At 31.9% G+C, this 19,584-nt stretch carries 16 protein-coding genes, 1 pseudogene and 3 other annotated features; of the genes and pseudogenes, 2 read left to right on the top strand and 15 right to left on the bottom strand.

Going from position 1 to position 19,584, the window contains the following annotated elements; all coding sequences use genetic code 11:
* Positions 1–34: 34 nt before the first annotated feature.
* The 6 genes from CIW83_RS20710 to pepV form a co-directional block, all read right to left on the bottom strand.
* Positions 35–697: a TrkA family potassium uptake protein gene (locus tag CIW83_RS20710; protein WP_094904340.1), complete on the bottom strand. Its 663-nt coding sequence runs from the start codon at positions 695–697 to the stop codon at positions 35–37.
* 9 nt (positions 698–706) lie between these two features.
* Positions 707–2,050 (bottom strand): TrkH family potassium uptake protein, encoded by a 1,344-nt coding sequence (locus CIW83_RS20705; protein WP_094904339.1) that lies wholly within the window; start codon positions 2,048–2,050, stop codon positions 707–709.
* A 123-nt stretch (positions 2,051–2,173) separates the two neighbouring features.
* On the bottom strand, positions 2,174–2,527 hold the full coding sequence (gene rplT / locus CIW83_RS20700; protein ID WP_094904338.1) for a 50S ribosomal protein L20: 354 nt from the start codon (positions 2,525–2,527) through the stop codon (positions 2,174–2,176).
* A gap of 34 nt (positions 2,528–2,561) precedes the next feature.
* Entirely contained in the window at positions 2,562–2,753 is a 192-nt protein-coding gene (rpmI, locus tag CIW83_RS20695; RefSeq protein WP_094904337.1) for a 50S ribosomal protein L35, read from the bottom strand.
* A gap of 16 nt (positions 2,754–2,769) precedes the next feature.
* Positions 2,770–3,345 carry a translation initiation factor IF-3 gene (gene infC, locus CIW83_RS20690; RefSeq protein WP_094904336.1) on the bottom strand — a complete coding sequence of 192 codons (576 nt, stop codon included), beginning with the start codon at positions 3,343–3,345 and terminating at the stop codon, positions 2,770–2,772.
* Positions 3,303–3,440, bottom strand: a sequence feature (ribosomal protein L20 leader region). Its footprint overlaps the gene before it by 43 nt.
* Before the next feature lie 157 nt (positions 3,441–3,597).
* Positions 3,598–4,995: a dipeptidase PepV gene (gene pepV, locus CIW83_RS20685; protein WP_094904335.1), complete on the bottom strand. Its 1,398-nt coding sequence runs from the start codon at positions 4,993–4,995 to the stop codon at positions 3,598–3,600.
* 135 nt (positions 4,996–5,130) lie between these two features.
* On the opposite strand from pepV, the gene ftsH reads away from it, so the two are divergent.
* Positions 5,131–6,690: an ATP-dependent zinc metalloprotease FtsH gene (ftsH, locus tag CIW83_RS20680; protein ID WP_094904334.1), complete on the top strand. Its 1,560-nt coding sequence runs from the start codon at positions 5,131–5,133 to the stop codon at positions 6,688–6,690.
* Between the two features lie 155 nt (positions 6,691–6,845).
* Here the strand turns inward: ftsH and thrS (CIW83_RS20675) are convergent, their stop codons facing one another.
* The 9 genes and pseudogenes from thrS (CIW83_RS20675) to CIW83_RS24030 all read right to left on the bottom strand — a co-directional run bounded on the left by thrS (CIW83_RS20675) (position 6,846) and on the right by CIW83_RS24030 (position 18,384).
* Positions 6,846–8,810 (bottom strand): threonine--tRNA ligase, encoded by a 1,965-nt coding sequence (gene thrS, locus CIW83_RS20675; protein WP_094904333.1) that lies wholly within the window; start codon positions 8,808–8,810, stop codon positions 6,846–6,848.
* A gap of 444 nt (positions 8,811–9,254) precedes the next feature.
* Positions 9,255–9,451, bottom strand: a binding site (T-box leader).
* 174 nt (positions 9,452–9,625) lie between these two features.
* The gene (gene thrS, locus CIW83_RS20670; protein WP_094904332.1) at positions 9,626–11,539 is read right to left on the bottom strand and encodes a threonine--tRNA ligase; all 1,914 of its coding nucleotides are present in this window, start codon (positions 11,537–11,539) and stop codon (positions 9,626–9,628) included.
* A gap of 462 nt (positions 11,540–12,001) precedes the next feature.
* Positions 12,002–12,198: a binding site (T-box leader), on the bottom strand.
* A gap of 75 nt (positions 12,199–12,273) precedes the next feature.
* Positions 12,274–13,584 carry a histidine--tRNA ligase gene (hisS, locus tag CIW83_RS20665; protein WP_094904331.1) on the bottom strand — a complete coding sequence of 437 codons (1,311 nt, stop codon included), beginning with the start codon at positions 13,582–13,584 and terminating at the stop codon, positions 12,274–12,276.
* Between the two features lie 136 nt (positions 13,585–13,720).
* Entirely contained in the window at positions 13,721–14,572 is an 852-nt protein-coding gene (ytxC, locus tag CIW83_RS20660) for a putative sporulation protein YtxC (RefSeq protein ID WP_094904330.1), read from the bottom strand.
* Between the two features lie 61 nt (positions 14,573–14,633).
* On the bottom strand, positions 14,634–15,380 hold the full coding sequence (locus CIW83_RS20655; protein WP_094904329.1) for a DUF6873 family GME fold protein: 747 nt from the start codon (positions 15,378–15,380) through the stop codon (positions 14,634–14,636).
* A gap of 383 nt (positions 15,381–15,763) precedes the next feature.
* Entirely contained in the window at positions 15,764–16,039 is a 276-nt protein-coding gene (locus CIW83_RS20650; RefSeq protein ID WP_094904328.1) for a hypothetical protein, read from the bottom strand.
* 647 nt (positions 16,040–16,686) lie between these two features.
* Positions 16,687–17,241, bottom strand: a complete 555-nt coding sequence (locus CIW83_RS20645) for a GNAT family N-acetyltransferase (RefSeq protein ID WP_094904327.1) — start codon at positions 17,239–17,241, stop codon at positions 16,687–16,689.
* Between the two features lie 331 nt (positions 17,242–17,572).
* Positions 17,573–18,244 (bottom strand): annotated as a pseudogene (locus CIW83_RS20640) (alpha/beta fold hydrolase); the annotation flags it as partial.
* The gene (locus tag CIW83_RS24030) at positions 18,217–18,384 is read right to left on the bottom strand and encodes a hypothetical protein (RefSeq protein ID WP_235601433.1); all 168 of its coding nucleotides are present in this window, start codon (positions 18,382–18,384) and stop codon (positions 18,217–18,219) included. The gene CIW83_RS24030 and the pseudogene CIW83_RS20640, both read right to left, overlap by 28 nt.
* A gap of 373 nt (positions 18,385–18,757) precedes the next feature.
* Between CIW83_RS24030 and CIW83_RS20635 the strand changes: the two genes are divergently transcribed.
* Positions 18,758–19,147, top strand: coding sequence for a YmaF family protein (locus CIW83_RS20635; protein WP_094904326.1), 390 nt, complete (start codon positions 18,758–18,760; stop codon positions 19,145–19,147).
* The last annotated feature ends 437 nt before the right edge of the window (positions 19,148–19,584 follow it).

Below are 19,584 nucleotides of genomic sequence, written 5' to 3'. Positions count from 1 at the left end.
CAATGGATTCTTGATACTAGTGATCTCTATCATATTATTCACCAGCTTTTTGTTCCACTCTCTTAATATCATTAGTGCTTCCTATCACTACCAGAATATCATCTTTTTCAATTACCACTTCTCCATTTGGTGAAACGCTAATACTATTTCCTCTCTTTATAGCCATTACATTTATTCCATACTTTGTAGATAATCTTAGCTGACCCAAAGATTTTTCTTCCCATTCCTTAAGAGCAGTAATTTCCAAAATACTATAGTCTGGTGATAATTCAATAAAATCCAGTATATTAGTAGAAGCTAAGTTATGAGCTACCCTAATCCCCATATCTCTTTCCGGAAATATTACCTTATCAGCTCCTATTTTAGTAAGCACTTTTCCATGGATATCTGATAAAGCTTTTGCTATTACCCTTTTAATTCCTAATTCCTTAACAACTAACGTTGCCATTATTGATGCCTCAATATCGGAACCAATAGCCACAACGGCAACGTCAAAATTTCGTAATCCTAAATCCTTTAATACTGTTTCATCCATTACATCTGCTTGAACAGCATGAGTCACTTCATCAGATATTTCATTAATTCTTTCCTCAGAAATATCAATTGCTAAGACTTCATTACCTAAGCTGTATAAAGTTCTAGCAACAGCCGCACCAAATCTTCCACATCCAATAACTGCAAATGATTTCATTTTCATAACTCCCCTCTATCCTACCATAATATTTCCTTCTGAATATCTAAAATTACCAGCCTTACTTTTTCTAGCAAAAACATATGCCATAGTTAAAGGTCCAACCCTACCTATATACATAGTTAATATTATCATAACCTTACCAAAATCAGTAAGATTTGGTGTAAGTCCTCTTGTTAAACCTACAGTTGCAAACGCTGACGTAGTCTCAAATAATACATCTAAAAAATTCGCTGGTTCTGTTACTGTTAAAATAAATGATACTCCAAGTATTAAAATCATTCCTACAGTAGATATGGCCAAGGACCTATTGATGACATCATAAGATATCCTCTTTCTAAATGCTACGATGTCTTTATTCCCTTTTATTACTCCAATAGTGGTTAATATAAGAGTACCAAAAGTTGTAGTCTTTATACCACCTCCTGTAGAACCAGGAGAACCTCCTATAAACATTAATATTATCATAAGAAATACAGTTGTATCATAAAGTCCTGCTAGATTAACAGAGTAATATCCAGCCGTCCTAGGAACTACAGATTGAAAAAATGATGCAATAAGCTTTTCAAAAATATTCAATGGTTTCAAAGTAAGAGGATTATTATACTCTATTAGAAGAATTATTATCATTCCTACCAAGAGTAGAACTCCAGTAATAGATAAAACTAACTTTGAATGCAGGCTAAGCTTTTTAAAGCTCCTATTTCTGGAGATATCTATATATACATAAAAGCCAAGACCCCCTAGTATTATTAAAGCTGATATAGTCATGTTTATGGTAAAGTCTCCTACAAATGGTGCTATACTGTCTCCTGTGAGGTCGAATCCAGCATTACAAAAAGCAGATATAGCATGAAATATTGAAAACCAAATTCCCTTCACAGTTCCATATATAGGTATAAATCTAGTCGATAGTAGTAATGCTCCCATACCTTCTATAACAAAGGTAGAAAGAATAACATATTTAGTTAATTTAACTAATCCAGACATAGTTTCCTGATTCAATTGTTCTTTTATTACTAATCTTTCCTTTAATGTGATCTTCTTTCCAATAACCAAAGCTCCAATAGTTGCCATGGTCATAAATCCTAACCCCCCCATTTGTATAAGTAAAATTATTACAACTTGCCCAAATAGAGACCAATATAAGCCAGTATTCACGACTACTAGGCCTGTAACGCACACAGCAGATGCAGAAGTAAACAAAGCGTTGAGAAAACCAATACTCTTACCATTTTGCGTAGCTATAGGTAGATTTAACAATATAGCTCCGATAAGTATTAGGCTACCAAATCCCAATGCTAAAACTCTTGGGGGATCTAATTTAAATCTCTCAAGTCTTTTCTTTATAAACCCCATAATAACTCCTCCCAGTTATATATACCTATATTATTATTCCATAATCATAGTAAACTATGAAATAAAGAAAAATAAAAGTCCCTTAATGGAACTTTTACTATAACTTAGCTTCTGCAATTTTTACTAATTTGCACCTTTTGCAATTTCTACTAATTTGGAAAAACCTTCTGCATCATGTATAGCCATTTCGGATAACATTTTTCTGTTTACTTCGATATTTGCTTTTTTAAGACCATTAATGAATTTGCTATAGCTCATTCCGTTTAATCTCGCAGCAGCATTAATTCTTGCAATCCAAAGTTTTCTAAAATCTCTCTTTCTTTGTTTACGCCCTATATATGCATAATTAAGTGATTTCATAACAGCTTGATTAGCAGTTCTGAATAATTTAGATTTCGCTCCAAAATAGCCTTTGGCTTGTTTTAATACTTTTTTATGTCTTTTCTTGGCATTAACAGCTCTCTTTACTCTTGCCATCTATAGTACCTCCCGTATTTCTAATATAGTTTTATTATGGTATCATTGAATCTATTCTTTTTTGGTCACCTTTACTCACTAAAGTACCTTTTCTTAGGTTTCTAACTCTCTTTGATGATTTCTTACCAGTTTTATGGCTCTTGTAAGCCTGAAATCTCTTTAGTAAACCTGAACCAGTTCTTTTAAATCTTTTCGCTGATGCTCTATGAGTTTTCATTTTTGCCATGATGTTACCTCCTTTATTACTCCGTTTTCGGTGTTAAATACATTACCATACTTCGTCCTTCTAATTTTGCTGCCTTCTCTATAGTTCCAACTTCTTCAGTTAGTTTAGCAAAATCATTTAATACCTCTTTACCTATCTCCGTATGACCCATTTCTCTACCTCTAAATCTAACAGATACCTTAACCTTATCTCCAGATTCCAGGAATTTACTAGCTGTCTTAGCTTTTACATTTAAGTCATGAGATTCAATATTAGGTGTTAATCGGATTTCTTTAACATTAATCACCTTTTGATTCTTTCTGGCTTCTTTTTCTTTCTTCGCTAGTTCATACTTGTATTTTCCATAATCCATTATTCTACATACAGGTGGATTAGCCGTTGGAGCTATCTTTACCAAATCTAATCTTTTTTCTTCTGAAATCTCCATAGCTTTTCTAATAGGTAAAATTCCAAGTTGTGTTCCGTCGACATCAATTAGTCTTACTTCTTTATCTCTGATTTCTTCATTAATTTGAAGCTCTTTGATAGTACAGCACCTCCTAAGTTTTCTCAAAAAATTAAAAGCGGGTATAGAATACCCGCTTAAATTCATAGAAACATGAGCCTTATGTAAATAAGACTATTTTATTATCTAAAACCTTATGAGCATAGCTATAAGGTGAGAAGCGGACACTTCTACTTAAACCCCATATTTAGTTTACCATATGATTATACATTAGGTACAGTTGTTTGTCAAATATATTTTATAATTTAGTTTCAAATTTTAATGGCAGCAATAGACTGTATCTTCAAATAAAATATCCTATGATAATTCAATATAAGATATAAAATCCTCGTAGAATAACTATTTTGCCAACTCATATAAAGCATGAGCATATATCTTAGTTATCTTCATCAGATGTTCTATAGAAATATATTCATCTTTCTGATGAGCCACATCTGGTTGCCCTGGAAACATCGGTCCAAAAGCTACAGCATTTTCCATTGCTCTGGCATAAGTTCCTCCGCCAATTGTAATTGGCTCCCTATCTAAATCTCCAGTTTGAGCTCTATATACTTCCATTAATTTTTCCACCAAGAAATTATCTTTAGGTACATATAAGGGCTTAGTGTCCCCCTTACCTTCTACCAGCTCTACTTTTGTTCCCTTAAGATTTTCTCTTATTCCATCATATACTTCTTTTGCACTGCTCTTTATAGGATATCTGACATTTATAGTCAGAACAATCTTATCTCCATCTAGTTTTATCATCCCCGGATTAAAGTTTAGCTTACCAGATACATCATCTTCATAGCCACACCCAATTCCCTCGCCATAATGTTTGAATCCTATTCTTTCATTATAAAGGTTGATAAAGTCACAAAGATCACATTCTCCACTTAAACAATTGGATAAAGCATCCATTAAATAAGAGATTGCATTTTCTCCTTTTTCCGGAGTACTACCATGGGCAGATATTCCTTTAGCTGTTATCTTTACAATATTATTATCTAAATGAATATTAGCTGGATAATTCTTATCTTTTATATAAGACTTATATTTATTATAGAAAACTTCTGGTTCTTCAATTTCTAAAATAATTTCCGCGTGATCTGGCACCATATTAGGTGCATTTCCACCTTTTAATTCTACAAGTTTAATTCCACAGCAGCTATTTGAATTTAATTTTTGCTCTAAATTAAATACTATTATGCCCTTTTCACCATGGATTACAGGAAAGTCTGCGTCTGGAGTAAAAGCCATTGTCGGGGGTTCTTCATGTTTAAAATAATAATCCATGCAACCCCATCCTGTTTCCTCATTAGTTCCAAATATTATTCTAATCTTTCTGTTTAAAGTTAGACCAGATTCTTGTAAAGCCTTCATAGCATAGAGTGTAGCTATAGCCGGTCCTTTATCATCAACTGCGCCTCTACCGAATATTTTATCATCATGGATTTCTCCGCTATATGGAGGATAAGTCCAGCCTTCACCCTCAGGTACAACATCAAGGTGGACTAAAACACCTACGGTTTCATTGCCTTCTCCAAATTCTGCATATCCAGCATAACCTTCTAAATTTTTAGTTTCAAATCCCATTTCCTTAGATATTTTCAACGCATACTCTAAAGCTTTATATGGTCCTTCACCAAATGGCATATTTGGTTTAGCTTCTTCTTCCACACTTTTAATCCTAATAATTTCTTGAGTTGATTTAACAATTTCTTCCTTATATCCATCAATTAAGTTAATGTAATTCATTTAATCACCTCTCCTTTCCTATCTATCATTATTATACCTTTGTTGTTATTTTCCTACAACTTTAATATTTTCTTTTATAGAAATTGAATTAAATGGTTACACTATTTTTAGAAAAATAAATAAGGTGGGGATAAATTGAAAAAGAAAAAAATAATATTTCTATTTTTAGTATTAGGGCTGATTGCATCCTTTTTACTTATCTATGATGGTTTTTTCCCGACTAAAAGCTTTTCATCCTTTAGAATTGGAGATAGATTAGCAGTCTGGGTAATAACTCTAGTCCTATTTATTCTCTATAGCAAAACAGATACAAAACCTCAGCTGGTCCCCTCTGTTTTATCTATTGAAAAAGATACAGGAAGAGATAAAGATAAATCTGATGTATCTTTTAAGGATGTAGCAGGATTGGAAGAAATAAAAGAAGAGCTGCAAGAAACCATAGACTTTATCAATAATTCTATGAAATACAGAAAGATGGGAGCCAAGATACCTAAAGGTATTTTATTTCATGGACCACCCGGTACTGGTAAGACCTTACTAGCCAAGGCAGTAGCAGGAGAAACGAATTCAACATTTCTCTATGCATCTGGATCTGAATTCGTAGAAAAATATGTAGGAGTTGGTGCTAAAAGAGTTCGAACACTTTTTGAAAGAGCTAAAAAAGAAGCCCCAAGCATTATTTTCATAGATGAAATAGATGCTATAGGCGCAAGAAGAAATCTAGAATCTAACAATGAGAAGGATCAAACTCTAAATCAGCTTCTGGTAGAAATGGATGGATTTAATACTGATGAAACTGTCATAGTAATAGGTGCTACAAATAGATTAGATTTATTAGATGAAGCTCTTCTTCGACCTGGTAGATTTGATAGACATATATTTGTAGGAAATCCTAACATACGAGCCAGAGAACAAATATTAGAAGTTCATACTAAAAACAAACCTCTAGATAAATCCATTGATATTAAAACAATTGCAAGAAAGACCACTGGATTATCTGGAGCACAGTTAGCTAATATCGCCAACGAAGCAGCAATCATCGCAGTTAGAAAAAATAAAACGATTATATCCATCAATGAATTTGATGCCGCTATTGAAAGAGTCTTAGCAGGACTAGAGGTGAAAAATCCTACAGTTCTAAGAAAAGAGAAAGAAACTGTAGCAATACATGAAGCGGGTCATGCTTTAGTTGCTAAAGTTCTTGAAACTGATATAGTTCAAAAGATATCAATCGTTCCGAGAGGTCAGGCTTTAGGATATGTACTTAAATTTCCAGATGAAGAAAGATATTTGCTAACCCAATCAGAGTTAAAAAATAAAATCACTTGTTTGTTGGCTGGCAGGGCTGCTGAAGAATTGATATTTAAAGAGATTACTACAGGAGCCAAGGATGATTTAAATAAGGCAACAGATATAGCTAGAGAAATGGTATGTAGCTATGGCATGAGTAATTTAGGCACCATGGCTTTAGATGAAACCTTTATGAGATATAATTCTGATATAATTAGGATTGAAATCAAAAAAATTACTGATGAAAGATATACTGAAGCACTCCGAATTATAGACGAAAATAAATATTTACTCCACTATATTGCTAATAACCTATTGGAAAAAGAAACAATAAATAGTGATGAATTAGATAATATCTTTAGACTTTATAAAAAGCCATTACCCTGTGCAACTGAAACTAATTAAAAATGAAGAGCTACAACTCTTCCTTCAAACTGTAAACAAACTAGATAATAGGTGAACTGTAAAATAAAGCCTTTTGTGGTTATTACCATCTATACTACAAAAGGCTTTACTCATTTACAGACATGGCCTCATGATCCACTTCTCACTATAAATAATTACTTAATGCCAGTTTTCTTATGGTAATTATATTTGATATAATTCTCATTGACCAATCTCTTTGTAAACATATCTAAGTCCCATGGACCTTCATCACCATTCTCTCTTGAAGTTACTGCGACAGTATTTTCATTTTCTTCTTTTTGTCCGACGACTACAAAATATGGAATTTTTTCTAATCTCGTTTCTCTAATTTTATAATTTATTTTTTCTGGTCGATAATCAGTCTCCACCCTAAGACCACTTTCTTTTAAGACACCACTTATGTTTTCAGCATATTCATTGAATCTATCAGAAATTGGAAGCACCTTTATTTGTATTGGAGCCAGCCAAAATGGAAATGCACCAGAATATTTTTCAATCAAAGTTGCCAGAGTTCTTTCGTAACATCCAATTGAAGTTCTGTGTATGATATATGGACGTTTTTTTCGCCCATCTTTATCAACATAATACATATCAAATCTTTCAGGCAGAGAGAAGTCTATTTGATTTGTAATTATGGTATCTTCTTTTCCCCAAACATTACGACATTGTATATCAAGTTTTGGGCCATAAAAAGCTGCTTCACCTTCAGCTTCAGAATATTCAATCGAAAGAGAATCTAGAATCTTTTTCATCTGTTGCTCAGTTTCATCCCATGCCTCATCATTATCAATATATTTATCCCTATTCTTAGGATCACGTTTAGAGAATCTATAAGTAATGTCATCTTCAATGCCCAGTACTTTCATAATGTATTGCTGCAATTCCACAACTCCTTTGAACTCTTCTTCTAGTTGGTCTGGACGCACAATGAGATGAGCTTCAGATATTGTGAACTGCCTGATTCTTGTTAGTCCATGCATTTCACCAGAAGATTCATTCCTAAATAATGTAGATGTTTCAGAATATCTTATTGGTAATTCCCGGTAGGAGTGTTGATCATCATTGTAAATAGTAAACTGGAAGGGGCAAGTCATAGGCCGTAAAGACAATACATCCTCAGAATCTGGATCTCCTATATGGAACATACCTTCTCGGTAGTGATCCCAATGTCCAGATATCTTATACAACGCTGACTTACTCATGTATGGAGTCATAGTCTGTCTATATCCCCATTCAGTTTCCAAATCTTCTATCCAACGCTGTAAAAGCTTTATAATCAAAGTTCCTTTTGGTTTTATGAGCGGTAGACCTTGACCTACTACTTCTGATTGCATGAAGAGTCCCAGTTCTCTGCCTAATTTTACATGGTTCCGTTTTTCTGCTTCTTCAATCATATTTAAATAATCATTAAGATCCTTAGGTTTAGGAAAGGTAATACCATATATTCTGGTAAGCATTTTGTTATTCTCATTCCCACGCCAATAAGCACCAGCTACTTGCATAACCTTTATTGCTTTTATTGGCTTGACATCTATAAGTTGCGCCCCTATACATATATCTGTTAATTCACCTAAAACACATATGGAAATTAATTCGCCTTTCTGTAGGTCGTTTATAAACTCAGCCTTATATGATTCACCCAAACTTTCAATTTTCATTAAAGCTTCCTGCTGTTTCAACTCATACCGCTTTAAATCATGACCTTCTTTAACTATTCTTTTCATTTCTTCTTCGATCTCTGTAAGGTCTTCTTTATTAAATGACCCTTTTTTATCAAAGTCGTAGTAAAAACCATCTTCATTAACTGATCCAATGACTAGATTTACCTCGGGAAATAATCTTTTTACTGCTAATGCCATTATATGAGCCGATGTATGCCAAAATATAGCCTTTCCTTCCTTATCTTCAAACTTAACTACCCTGAAAGTAGAATCTTCATTGATAATTTCCTGCATTCCTTTTGTATCTCCATTTACCACTGCTCCAAGGGCAACCCTTGCTAAGCCTTCAGATATATCTTTAGTAACATCATATACAGATACACCTTTGTCATATTCTCTAACCACACCGTCAGGTAATATAATCTTTATCCTTTCCATAATCTAACCTCCTATTATTTAATTAATAGCCATAGACCACTTACACAATTCATAATTGAAAACACTATTTGCCTGCAGATTTGGTTTTGTTGTTTTACGCAGTTTCGAACACCAATTTACTTACTCACCCTGCTCGTATAAATTAGGTTTCTATTGCATTTGACCTACATCAACTCACAACCTTATTCTACCCCGTAGTATTATTCAGTGGTGTCCGTTAGGACCTAATGTTCGTTGTGTTAGGTCATTTTCCGCAGTCTTACTGCACAAATTCATTTGCTACCTTAATTTGCCCCGCAGGGTATAATTCAGTAGTCCTTTAGGGCTCATTATCATTCGCATGAATTTGGTCCTAGCGGACACTCCCAATGATAAATTCTATATTAAGGTTGGCGTTCGTTGTGTTAGGTCATAAAAAAAGCCTTCCATCCCTACATATATCTATGTAGGGACGAAAGGCTAAGTTTCGTGGTTCCACCCTAATTACTTCTCAATTTAAATAACGCTAACAAGCGGAAGTCCTTTATTCAGACTCGGTTCAGAGGCAGTCTTCATATATCTTTCTCATAAGAAGACTTGCAGCCACGATCTTCTCTCTCTTAAAGGAAACAATATATTACTCTTCTCATCAATACCTATAATATTAAATTAGTTTTTACACTTAGGATAACTATTTGTCAAGTAGCTTTCCCAGACACTGGATTACTCCTTCTGACAAAATACTCTTTGTTCTCCTGCTTCTTCATATTTCTAAATGAACAAGTGTCATTGTCAGTTTCCTCATAACATACGACTTTTATATAAGAGATATAATATTATTTCTTCTTTTCTTTTACTTCCTCAATTACTTGGTCAATAAAATCTTCAACTTTGATTTGACCTTTATCTCCTTCGTCTCTCTTTCTTACAGAAACTAATTTTTCTTCTACTTCCTTTTCACCTACTACTAACATATAAGGTATTTGCTGCAATTGAGCTTCTCTAATCTTATATCCTATCTTTTCGGCTCTATCATCTAATTCAACTCTAATACCCTTATCTGCCATTTCCTTCTTAATTTCATAAGCGTAGTCATTGAATTTATCTGATATAGGAAGAATAATCGCCTGTACCGGTGCAAGCCATACTGGGAATTTACCTGCAAAATGCTCTATCAGTATTCCCATAAATCTTTCCATACTACCATATATAGTTCTATGAATCATGACTGGTCTTTTCTTTTCATTATCTTTATCCACATAACTCATATCAAATTTCTCTGGCATTTGGAAATCTAGCTGTATAGTACCACATTGCCAAGTCCTACCTATTGCATCCTCTAAATGAAAGTCTATCTTCGGTCCATAGAAAGCACCATCACCTTCATTTAATATATAGTCTATTCCTTTTTCCTTTAACGCTTCTCTTAGACCATTTGTTGCTATCTCCCACTGTTCTTCAGTTCCCATAGAATTCTCAGGTCTAGTGGATAACTCTACATGATATTTAAATCCAAATATATTGTACATATGATCTGCTAAATTTATTATATTAATCAATTCTTCTTTTATTTGAGATGGTAATACAAATAAATGAGCATCATCTTGAGTAAAGGATCTAACCCTCATTAATCCATGCAGAGCTCCTGAAAGCTCATGTCTATGAACTAATCCAAGTTCTCCCCATCTTAGAGGCAAATCTCTATAGCTATACATCTTAGATTTATATACTAAAATAGATCCAGGACAGTTCATTGGTTTAATAGCATAATCCCCATCATCTATATTTGTAAAATACATATTTTCCTTATAGTGATCCCAGTGACCTGATTGATGCCATAGTCTTTCGTTCAATATCAAAGGTGTTTTAATCTCATCATATCCAGCTCTAACATGCTCTTCTCTCCAGAAATTTTCTAAGATATTTCTTAATGCCATTCCTTTTGGATGGAAGAATGGGAATCCAGGTCCCTCTTCGTGAATACTAAATAAATCTAATTCTTTACCTAGTTTTCTATGATCTCTTTTCTTAGCTTCCTCTAACATTTGAAGGTATTCTTCTAAATCTTTTTTCTTTTCATAAGTTGTTCCATAAATTCTTTGAAGCATTTTATTCTTTTCATCACCACGCCAGTAAGCACCTGCAATACTTAAAAGCTTAACAGCTTTAACCTTCTTTGTATCATATAAGTGAGGTCCAGCACAAAGATCAGTAAATTCTCCTAATTTATAGAAGGATATCTCTTCGTCTTCAGGAAAATGTTCAATTAAATCAACCTTATATTCTTCTCCTTTTTCCTTAAAATACTCAAGGGCTTCGTTTCTTGGCATTACATATCTTTCAAGGATATGACCTTCCTTAACTATCTTGGCCATTTCTTCTTCAATCTTCTCTAAATCCTCCGGAGTGAATCTATGCTCTGTATCAAAATCATAATAGAATCCGTTGTCTATTGCAGGACCTATAGCAAATTTAACCCCTGGAAAAAGTTTTTGTACCGCAAGAGCCATAATATGAGCTGATGTATGCCAAAATATAGCCTTTCCTTCCTTGTCTTCAAACTTAACTACCTTAAAAGTAGAATCTTCATTTATATTTTCTTGCATTCCTTTTGTATCCCCATTTACAACTGCTCCCAGAGCAACCCTTGCTAAGCCTTCAGATATATCTCTAGTAACATCGTATACAGACACACCTTTGTCATATTCTCTAACCGCACCATCAGGTAGTGTAATCTTTATCCTTTCCATAATCTAACCTCCTATTATTTAATTTCAAAATTGAAAACATTATCTACCATGCAAATTAAGTCATTTCCCCCAGTTTCACTGCACAAATTCATTTGCTACCTTAATTTGCCCTGCAGGGTATAATTCAGTAGTCCTTTAGGGCTCATTATCATTCGCATGAATTTGGCGTTCGTTGCCTTTTTGTCCAACGAGCATTCGCGAGTTGTAGACAAAACGGACAGCGTAGATGCGTTTGACCTACTAAAGCTCACTAGCGTTGGCTAAATCAGGTCATTTTCCGCAGTTTCGAACACCAATTTATTTACTCGCCTTGCTCGTATAAATTGGGCTCTCATTGCGTTTGACCTACATCAACTCACAACCTTATTCTACCCCGTAGGGTATTATTCAGTGGTGTCCGTCAGGACCTAACGTTCGTTGTGTTAGGTCATAAAAAAAGCCTTCCATCCCTACATATATCTATGTAGGGACGAAAGGCTAAGTTTCGTGGTTCCACCCTAATTACTTCTCAATTTAAATAACGCTAATAAGCGGAAGTCCTTTATTCAGACTCGGTTCAGGGGTAGTTTTCATATATCTTTCTCATAAGAAGACTTACAGCCACGATCCTCTTTCTCTAAAAGGAAATAATATATTACTCTTCCCATCGTCACCTATATTATTAAAGTAACTTATATTCTACCATTATCCTATCTATCTGTCAAGTAATTATTTATATTTATACCATTATTATTTTATTTTAAACACTTAATTACTTCTTCCAAAGAAATATTTTTTTGTTCCCCTGTTTTCATATCTCTAAGGGAATAAGTATTATTCTCAGCTTCCTCTTGTCCTATTACTATTACATATGGGATATTTAACTTATCTGCATAGTTAAATATTTTTCCTATTTTTCCTGATTCTAGATAAATCTGAGCATATATACCTTCTCCTCTCAATTCATTGACGGTTTCAACACCTTTCTCCACAAAACTATCCATAGGTATAATTAATGCCTTAGTAAGAGATTTCTCTGTTGCTTCAATTATTTTAGCTTCTCTTAACTGATAAAATAATCTAGTTAGACCAATAGACATTCCAACTCCGGGAAGTTTCTGCTTAGTATAATATTCTGCTAGATTCTCATATCTTCCACCTCCACAGATACTCCCAAGTGAAGGATAATCATCTAATATGGTTTCATATACAGTTCCAGTATAATAATCCAATCCCCTTACCATAGTTAAATCAATTCTATAATTTTTCTCAGGCACTCCAAATAAATCAATATATTTTATTACTGTAGATAATTCTTCTAGTCCCTCTTTAAATGTCTCATCATCTATTTTTAAAGCCTCAAGATTTCCTATTATATCGTTGTTGGAACCTTTTATATTAAGAAATTCTTTGGTTCTCCTTATATTGTGATTTGCAATACCCAGACTTTCCAATTCCTTTTCTACTTCTGCCATTCCTATTTTATCTAATTTATCTATAGCTCTAAGAACAAAAGTAGAATCTTCTATATCTAAGCTATTAAAAAATCCTTTTAGCATTTTTCTATTATTTATTTTTATTGTAAAGGAATCAAAACCTAAATCTCTAAATGTGGAATAAATAAGAGAAGGTATTTCAGCATCATTAATTATATCTAGGGTTCCATTTCCTACAATATCTATATCACACTGATAGAACTCTCTAAACCTGCCTTTTTGGTTTCTTTCCCCCCTATATACTTTGCCAATATGATATCTTCTAAACGGGAAACTTAATTCAGAATAATGCTGTGCAACATATCTAGCCAAAGGTACAGTTAAGTCAAATCTCAAGGACATATCTGTACTTCCTTTTTCAAATCTATATATTTGCTTTTCTGTTTCTCCTCCACCTTTAGCCAAAAGCACCTCTGTTTTTTCTATTACAGGAGTATCTATAGGAAGAAAACCAAATTTTTCATAGTTTTGTCTAATTGTATCTAGCATTTTATTAAATAATATCTGATCTGTTGGCGTTAATTCCATAAAACCTGGTAAAATCGATGGTTTCACTATATCTTTACTCATATTATACCTCCTTATGTATCATTTTATATTATAATAACAGATATATTAATAATTTCCAAGGATGTTTAAATAAAAGAATCTAATATTTTCCAATCTCTTATTGAATAAAAAAGAAGCTGATTTAATCAACTTCTCCTCACTTGCCCTTTTTCAGTTTGGCTTTTAAATTACAAGTATCACATCCATCACAAAACTGTACTTTATCCCTAAAAACTTGAGAAATCACATTGACCAATTCTTTCTCTTTACCTTCCTCAACATGCAACACTAATTTTATAGGAGAGAGAACTATCAACGAGCTGACTAAAAGGTCAGCTTTACTTATATCTTCATACCACTGATCATCTGGCGCATATTCTAACAAACCATTTTCAATTATATTATTATCCTTATCTAGTAAAAAATAATCGTTTTCTTTAATAATAACATTAACTAATTCATATTTAGGTTCCTGTATATCAACAAAATATTGGAGCATACTCAAAAACTCCAGATACTCTCTTTCTATCTCAAACTGACCTATTGCTTTTTCTACAGAAATATCTACTATATATATGAATCTTCTTAATCTAAAGTTCATAAATCCATCTATTAAAATACTATTATTTTCTATTAAATGATTAAGTATTTCTTCATTAACCATGTTCTTTTCTTTTATATAATAATTCTCGTTCAATATTGCTAAATGTGTTGAGGTAACTATTCCCTCTTTATCACTAGACGAATAATCATCGCATATTTTCACTACTCTATTCATAATTATTGGTTTAATATATATTTCTAAAATAATATCTTGCACTAAATTAGCAACAGCCCTATAAAACGCAATATCTTCTAAGTTTTTTTTAGTTCCCAAAGAAAGCGAAAATTCATATCTTTCTTCATAGTCTTCCTCTTGAACATTTACCTTAGAATTGGAGAAATACCTATTTATTAAATTTTTTACTTCGTCTTTATTTACATTTCCACCAATTTTTATAGTTTGCATTGTATCACTCCCTTCTTTTACTAGTATGTACCTAGAGAGTAGACATATACAATATAAAGACTTACTTTAATGGCAATATAGAGTAATTATAGTACCAATATCTAATATATTTTTTTTCGATAAAAAAAATTAAATTTGTATTATTTTTTATGAAAAAATTTAAAATTTCATCTTTATTAGGATGTCCATTTAAACTTCCCGATATAATAGATTTTCCATTGTATAAACTTCCATTTGTTCCGCCAATAAATCCATATTTTTGTCCTTCTAAGGATACATATCCTGACTGAATTAGCAAAACTTTGTAGCCAAAATCTCTTAGCTTTTCATACATAGGGTAATCGGCAGTAATAGCTGAATCTTCTCCCACTATAGCTAAAGAACATTTTGTATATCCTTGATTTACATTTATAAAATCAATATTTTCCTTTTTTAAATGATACTTTAAAACTTCATCAGTATATTTGAAATTATGAATAGCTGCTCCTATAAGTCTTCCTACATTATATGCTATATCTTCTGGATATTTACTATCTAAATATTTTTCTCCTTTAATTAATTTAATACCCATATTACTTAACATTTCTTCATAATACTCAAAAACATTAGGTGCGATAATCAAAGTATTGTGATTTATTGGATGAATTACTATATCTGGATGATACGCAATACTTTCATGAACCTCATGGCATTTTATAGTTTTAATTATTTTCAAACCTAGTCTTTTTAAGTTATTTTCTATTTCTTTATCTATTCTGCCATCTACTATGGCTACATTAGCTGATTTTGGGGGAATAAAAGGATTCATCTCATCACCTCAATTTAAATATAAAAAAGATTTCTACTTAAAACATTAATAAATTTTATGAAGTTTTTGGAATTCGTTTACAGAAAGTTTAACTTAGAAAATAAAACTTTCTAATAGATTATAACAAATCTAGAATCTTTGATTCTAAAATGACATATATGATGCATAAAGATTTGAACTAAGAAATAAATATCTTCCACCTCTACATAAACCTTAAACATAACACTCTATCGAATAATATCTAGTTTTAAATTCAGTAAAATACTTGATTTATATTTTTGCACTTAACTATTATATAATATTCTTTATTATTAAACATATTAAAATAGATTTAAAAGCAGAAAAAAGACTCTAGATTTTATTCTAGAATCTAATCAATATAACTATTTGCTCTTCTCTGCTTTTGGATCTACTATCATTTCATAGGCTCCCATACTTGTTATAGTGATTAATATTGAATTTATAATAGTAAGAGTTATTCCTTCTATGCTTCCACCAGACCTAGCGAATATAAAGGTTAATATTAAGGATATCACTAGAGCATATATCCTTACCATAGAATCTCCGAATTTCCTCTTTACCATAGATTTAGTAAACTGAACAATTAAACTTACCGCAGCCACTAATCCTGCAAAATTTATTAATATGTCTAAGTTCATCAATTCGTTAGACCTCCTTATGATTAATAATCAATTTGCCATCATTCCACCCTGCCTTATATCCTCTTTTTTAAAATCCAGCAGGAATATAAGTAACTTTGTCTTTCATAAGGCTGCTTCAACATCTTTGCCATATAACCCTATTTAAAATTAGATATTTTTCATCTTTAGCATACTTAACTCCCAGATAATTTAGTATTCCTTTTGCTACTTCAAAACTAATTCATCTCATTGTCCTCTAGATTAGTAATAAAGACTAATTTTACCAGATCTGATGTCATCTTAATCTCTCTTAATACCACAAAGCTAACTGTTTTTATTCCCTTATTTATAGAATATGTTTAAATCCGAATTATGCTATATTAAATATATTTTGCTAATGCCATATCTTTATTACTAACCATCTCTTTGACATTTACATTTTCGATTACATTACAATGTATAACAGATTTCTCCTATTAATCTTAGAGAAAGAACTTTTAAAAAAGAAAAATTCAAGGTTTTTTATTTCCTTGAATTTCTAGAACCTTTAGTCTATATTTAATCTAGTCAATATAAGATTTATAATGTTAGTAAAATATCATATAATTAGTTCCTAAACAATGATTATTTAGTTTTAATATATATGTATTTTAATATATATGTATTTAATAAGAATATAATTTCTTGCTTAATACTACACTCTTATAATTTGTTGCACCCCATTCAATAGTTTCTATATATCTGTACTCTCTTTTTCTATAAAAATCAATTAAATGATATGCCGTTTCAGCAGTATCCAACGCAATCTCTCTCACATTATTTATTTTTCTAGCCTCTTCTTCAACAATGTCCATCATTCTACCACCAATTCCGTATTTTTGTAATTCAGTCGCAACTGCAAACTGTCCAATCTTGGCCACAAACTCTTTACTATACCAACTACTTTTATCCGAGTGTTCTGGACTATAAAGAGATATTGTTGAAGCAATTCTATTCTGATATATACCAATATAACATTTGTAGGCATTTCTCACTCTGTTTAATGTTACACTATCCTCCTGTGTAGCTGCTACATATTTAAGACCCATATCAGCTAAAATCTTATAAGATTTATTAAGAAGCTGAGTTAATTCTTCAATCGAATCTTTGGTCGTAATTAATCTAAACTCTATACGTTCACTACCATTAAAGTTATATGAATATAATCCTCTTTGTGACATCTAACCCCTCCTTGCAACATCTTTAGATTTAAACCATTTGTATTTATTGAAATTATAATAAGGCATATCAAAAGTGAATATGTCTCAATTTTACTATGACGACTTACTTACAAAGAGATTATAGCATATTAGTTATATTTTATATAGTATAGAAATTCTTGCTTTATAGATATAATATTAATCAATTTTCAACACAATGTCTTCGCACCTTCAATAGTTATCTAACATAAGTAGCATAAAAATACCGTAAAATTCTTTTATGAATAATACGGCACTAAAATAAACTGTCTACTTCTAACTCTTCTATTTAGTAAGCTCTATCTTAAAAACTTTATTCCTCAATGAAATTCATCAATTCTTCATTAAATTTATCTTTCTGATCATAGAATGATCCATGCCCACTATATTGAAACGGTATAAGTCTGGCATTTTTAATGCTTCTCTCTTGTACCTCACCTAATTCAAATGGAACGACTTTATCGTGTATACCATGAATAATCAGTGTTGGGACATTTATTGTTCCCAAATCATAAAACAACTCTTCATTCAGCCAAGTATTTGCAATAGCTGCGGTTGACCATCCTGCCGCTTGTAATCCTAATTGTAAGAACCAGTAAGAGAAAGGCTGAGTTATATACTGAAAGAAAAATATATCACAAAAATCACTCAACATTTTAGGCCTATCATTATATGTTCCCTCAATAATTTTAATCACAGTTTCTTTATCTATACCATAAGGAAAATTAGGAAGTTTTATAAGACTTGGAGCCGCTGCTGCAAAAAGAGCAAGTTTAGATACTCCATATCCATTATGTCTAGACATATATCTAATAGCAATTGCTCCGCCTGTTGAATGACCCGCAAGTATAAAATCATGTAATTTAAGAGTTTCAACTACACATCTAACATCATCGGCTAACCGATTATAGTCATATCCTCTCCACGGTTTATCCGACTTACCAAATCCCCTTTGATCTATTCCAATACATCTATATCCTCTTTTAGGAAGTTGATCAAATTGATATTCAAATAATTCATGACTTCCAGGCCAACCATGTAAAAAACTATGGTCTTATAACCCTCTGGATTAAGATCTTCTACATAAACTTTTACATCTGTCTCTACACTAACATAATATCCCATCAAGATACCCCCTATAATTAATAGCTATATTTATATGTTATTAACTTAAATACAAGTTTATGAGTGATTAAGATGGTTTAAATGTCATGCTATTTATTTTTTAGAGAACACTATTCTTTTGATATTTTAATAGTGATATTATATTTTGTTCAAACTATAACGTATCAACTATTTTCATCAATAGTATATTTATCATCCATAAAGTTTTAAAATTCCATCGACTATACTTACTTTATATCTTCATATTTAAATTTTATTTTTCTGTATCAAATATACCTACGCCTTAATATAATATAATGTAAACTATATACAAGCCTAATAAACATTGCTTGTGTATATACATTTACAAATTATAAATAAGGATGTGCTCCTAATGGATATTACAAGTATAGAATCCTATGAATATTTTGATACTGAAAGTTTTAATCGTTGCCCTCCCGAAGAAGAAGGTAGCCAAACTCACGTTCATGAATTTTTAGGTAGTACTAGATTAGCTGAACAAGGTGAAGATCGTCATAATCACAGATTTGCAGGAGTTACAAGTGAGGTTATCCCAATACAAGGCGGAAATCATAAGCATGGATTATTTACAAACACCGATTTCTTTATAAATCATCACCATGAGCTTGCAACTGAAACTGGTCCCGCTATTCCTGTAGGAGGCGGAAAACATGTTCATCTTGTTACAGCTAGAACTACAATGGATGATGGTCATTTCCATGAAGTTATATTTGCTACCTTAATTGAAAATCCTATAGGTTAGATAAATTATACTGGAAATTTGTCTTGTATGTAATTATAAAGCAAATTGCCTTTAATTATTTACCTTTAATGATAAATTAGACATATTCTGTGTATAACAGTTCCTATCCTTTTTCAATCTTCAACATAATTAAGCTTAAATTCAGCCTAAAACTAATTCATTTTTAATTGGCTCTATCACCTTTTCAATTTTGCCAGATAATATCTCCTTAAAAATATAATTAACCTTTTTTCACTATCCCTCATATTCTATTATTACACCCTTTACTTTCCCCAATTATAATTTAAATGGGAGGTGCTTTTATGTCAGATTTATTAGGCGGAAGAGAATGTGAAAACAATAGCTCATTATTATTCTTCTTTCTACTATTAGTGATTATATTCTGTAACTGCGATTTCTTCTAAACTCAACATAAAAAAGAATCGAGACTTGTGATG

Origin of the sequence: Tissierella sp. P1 (assembly GCF_002266425.1) — a bacterium.
GTDB lineage: Bacteria > Bacillota > Clostridia > Tissierellales > Tissierellaceae > Tissierella > Tissierella carlieri.
This window is presented reverse-complemented; position numbering and strand designations above follow the sequence as displayed.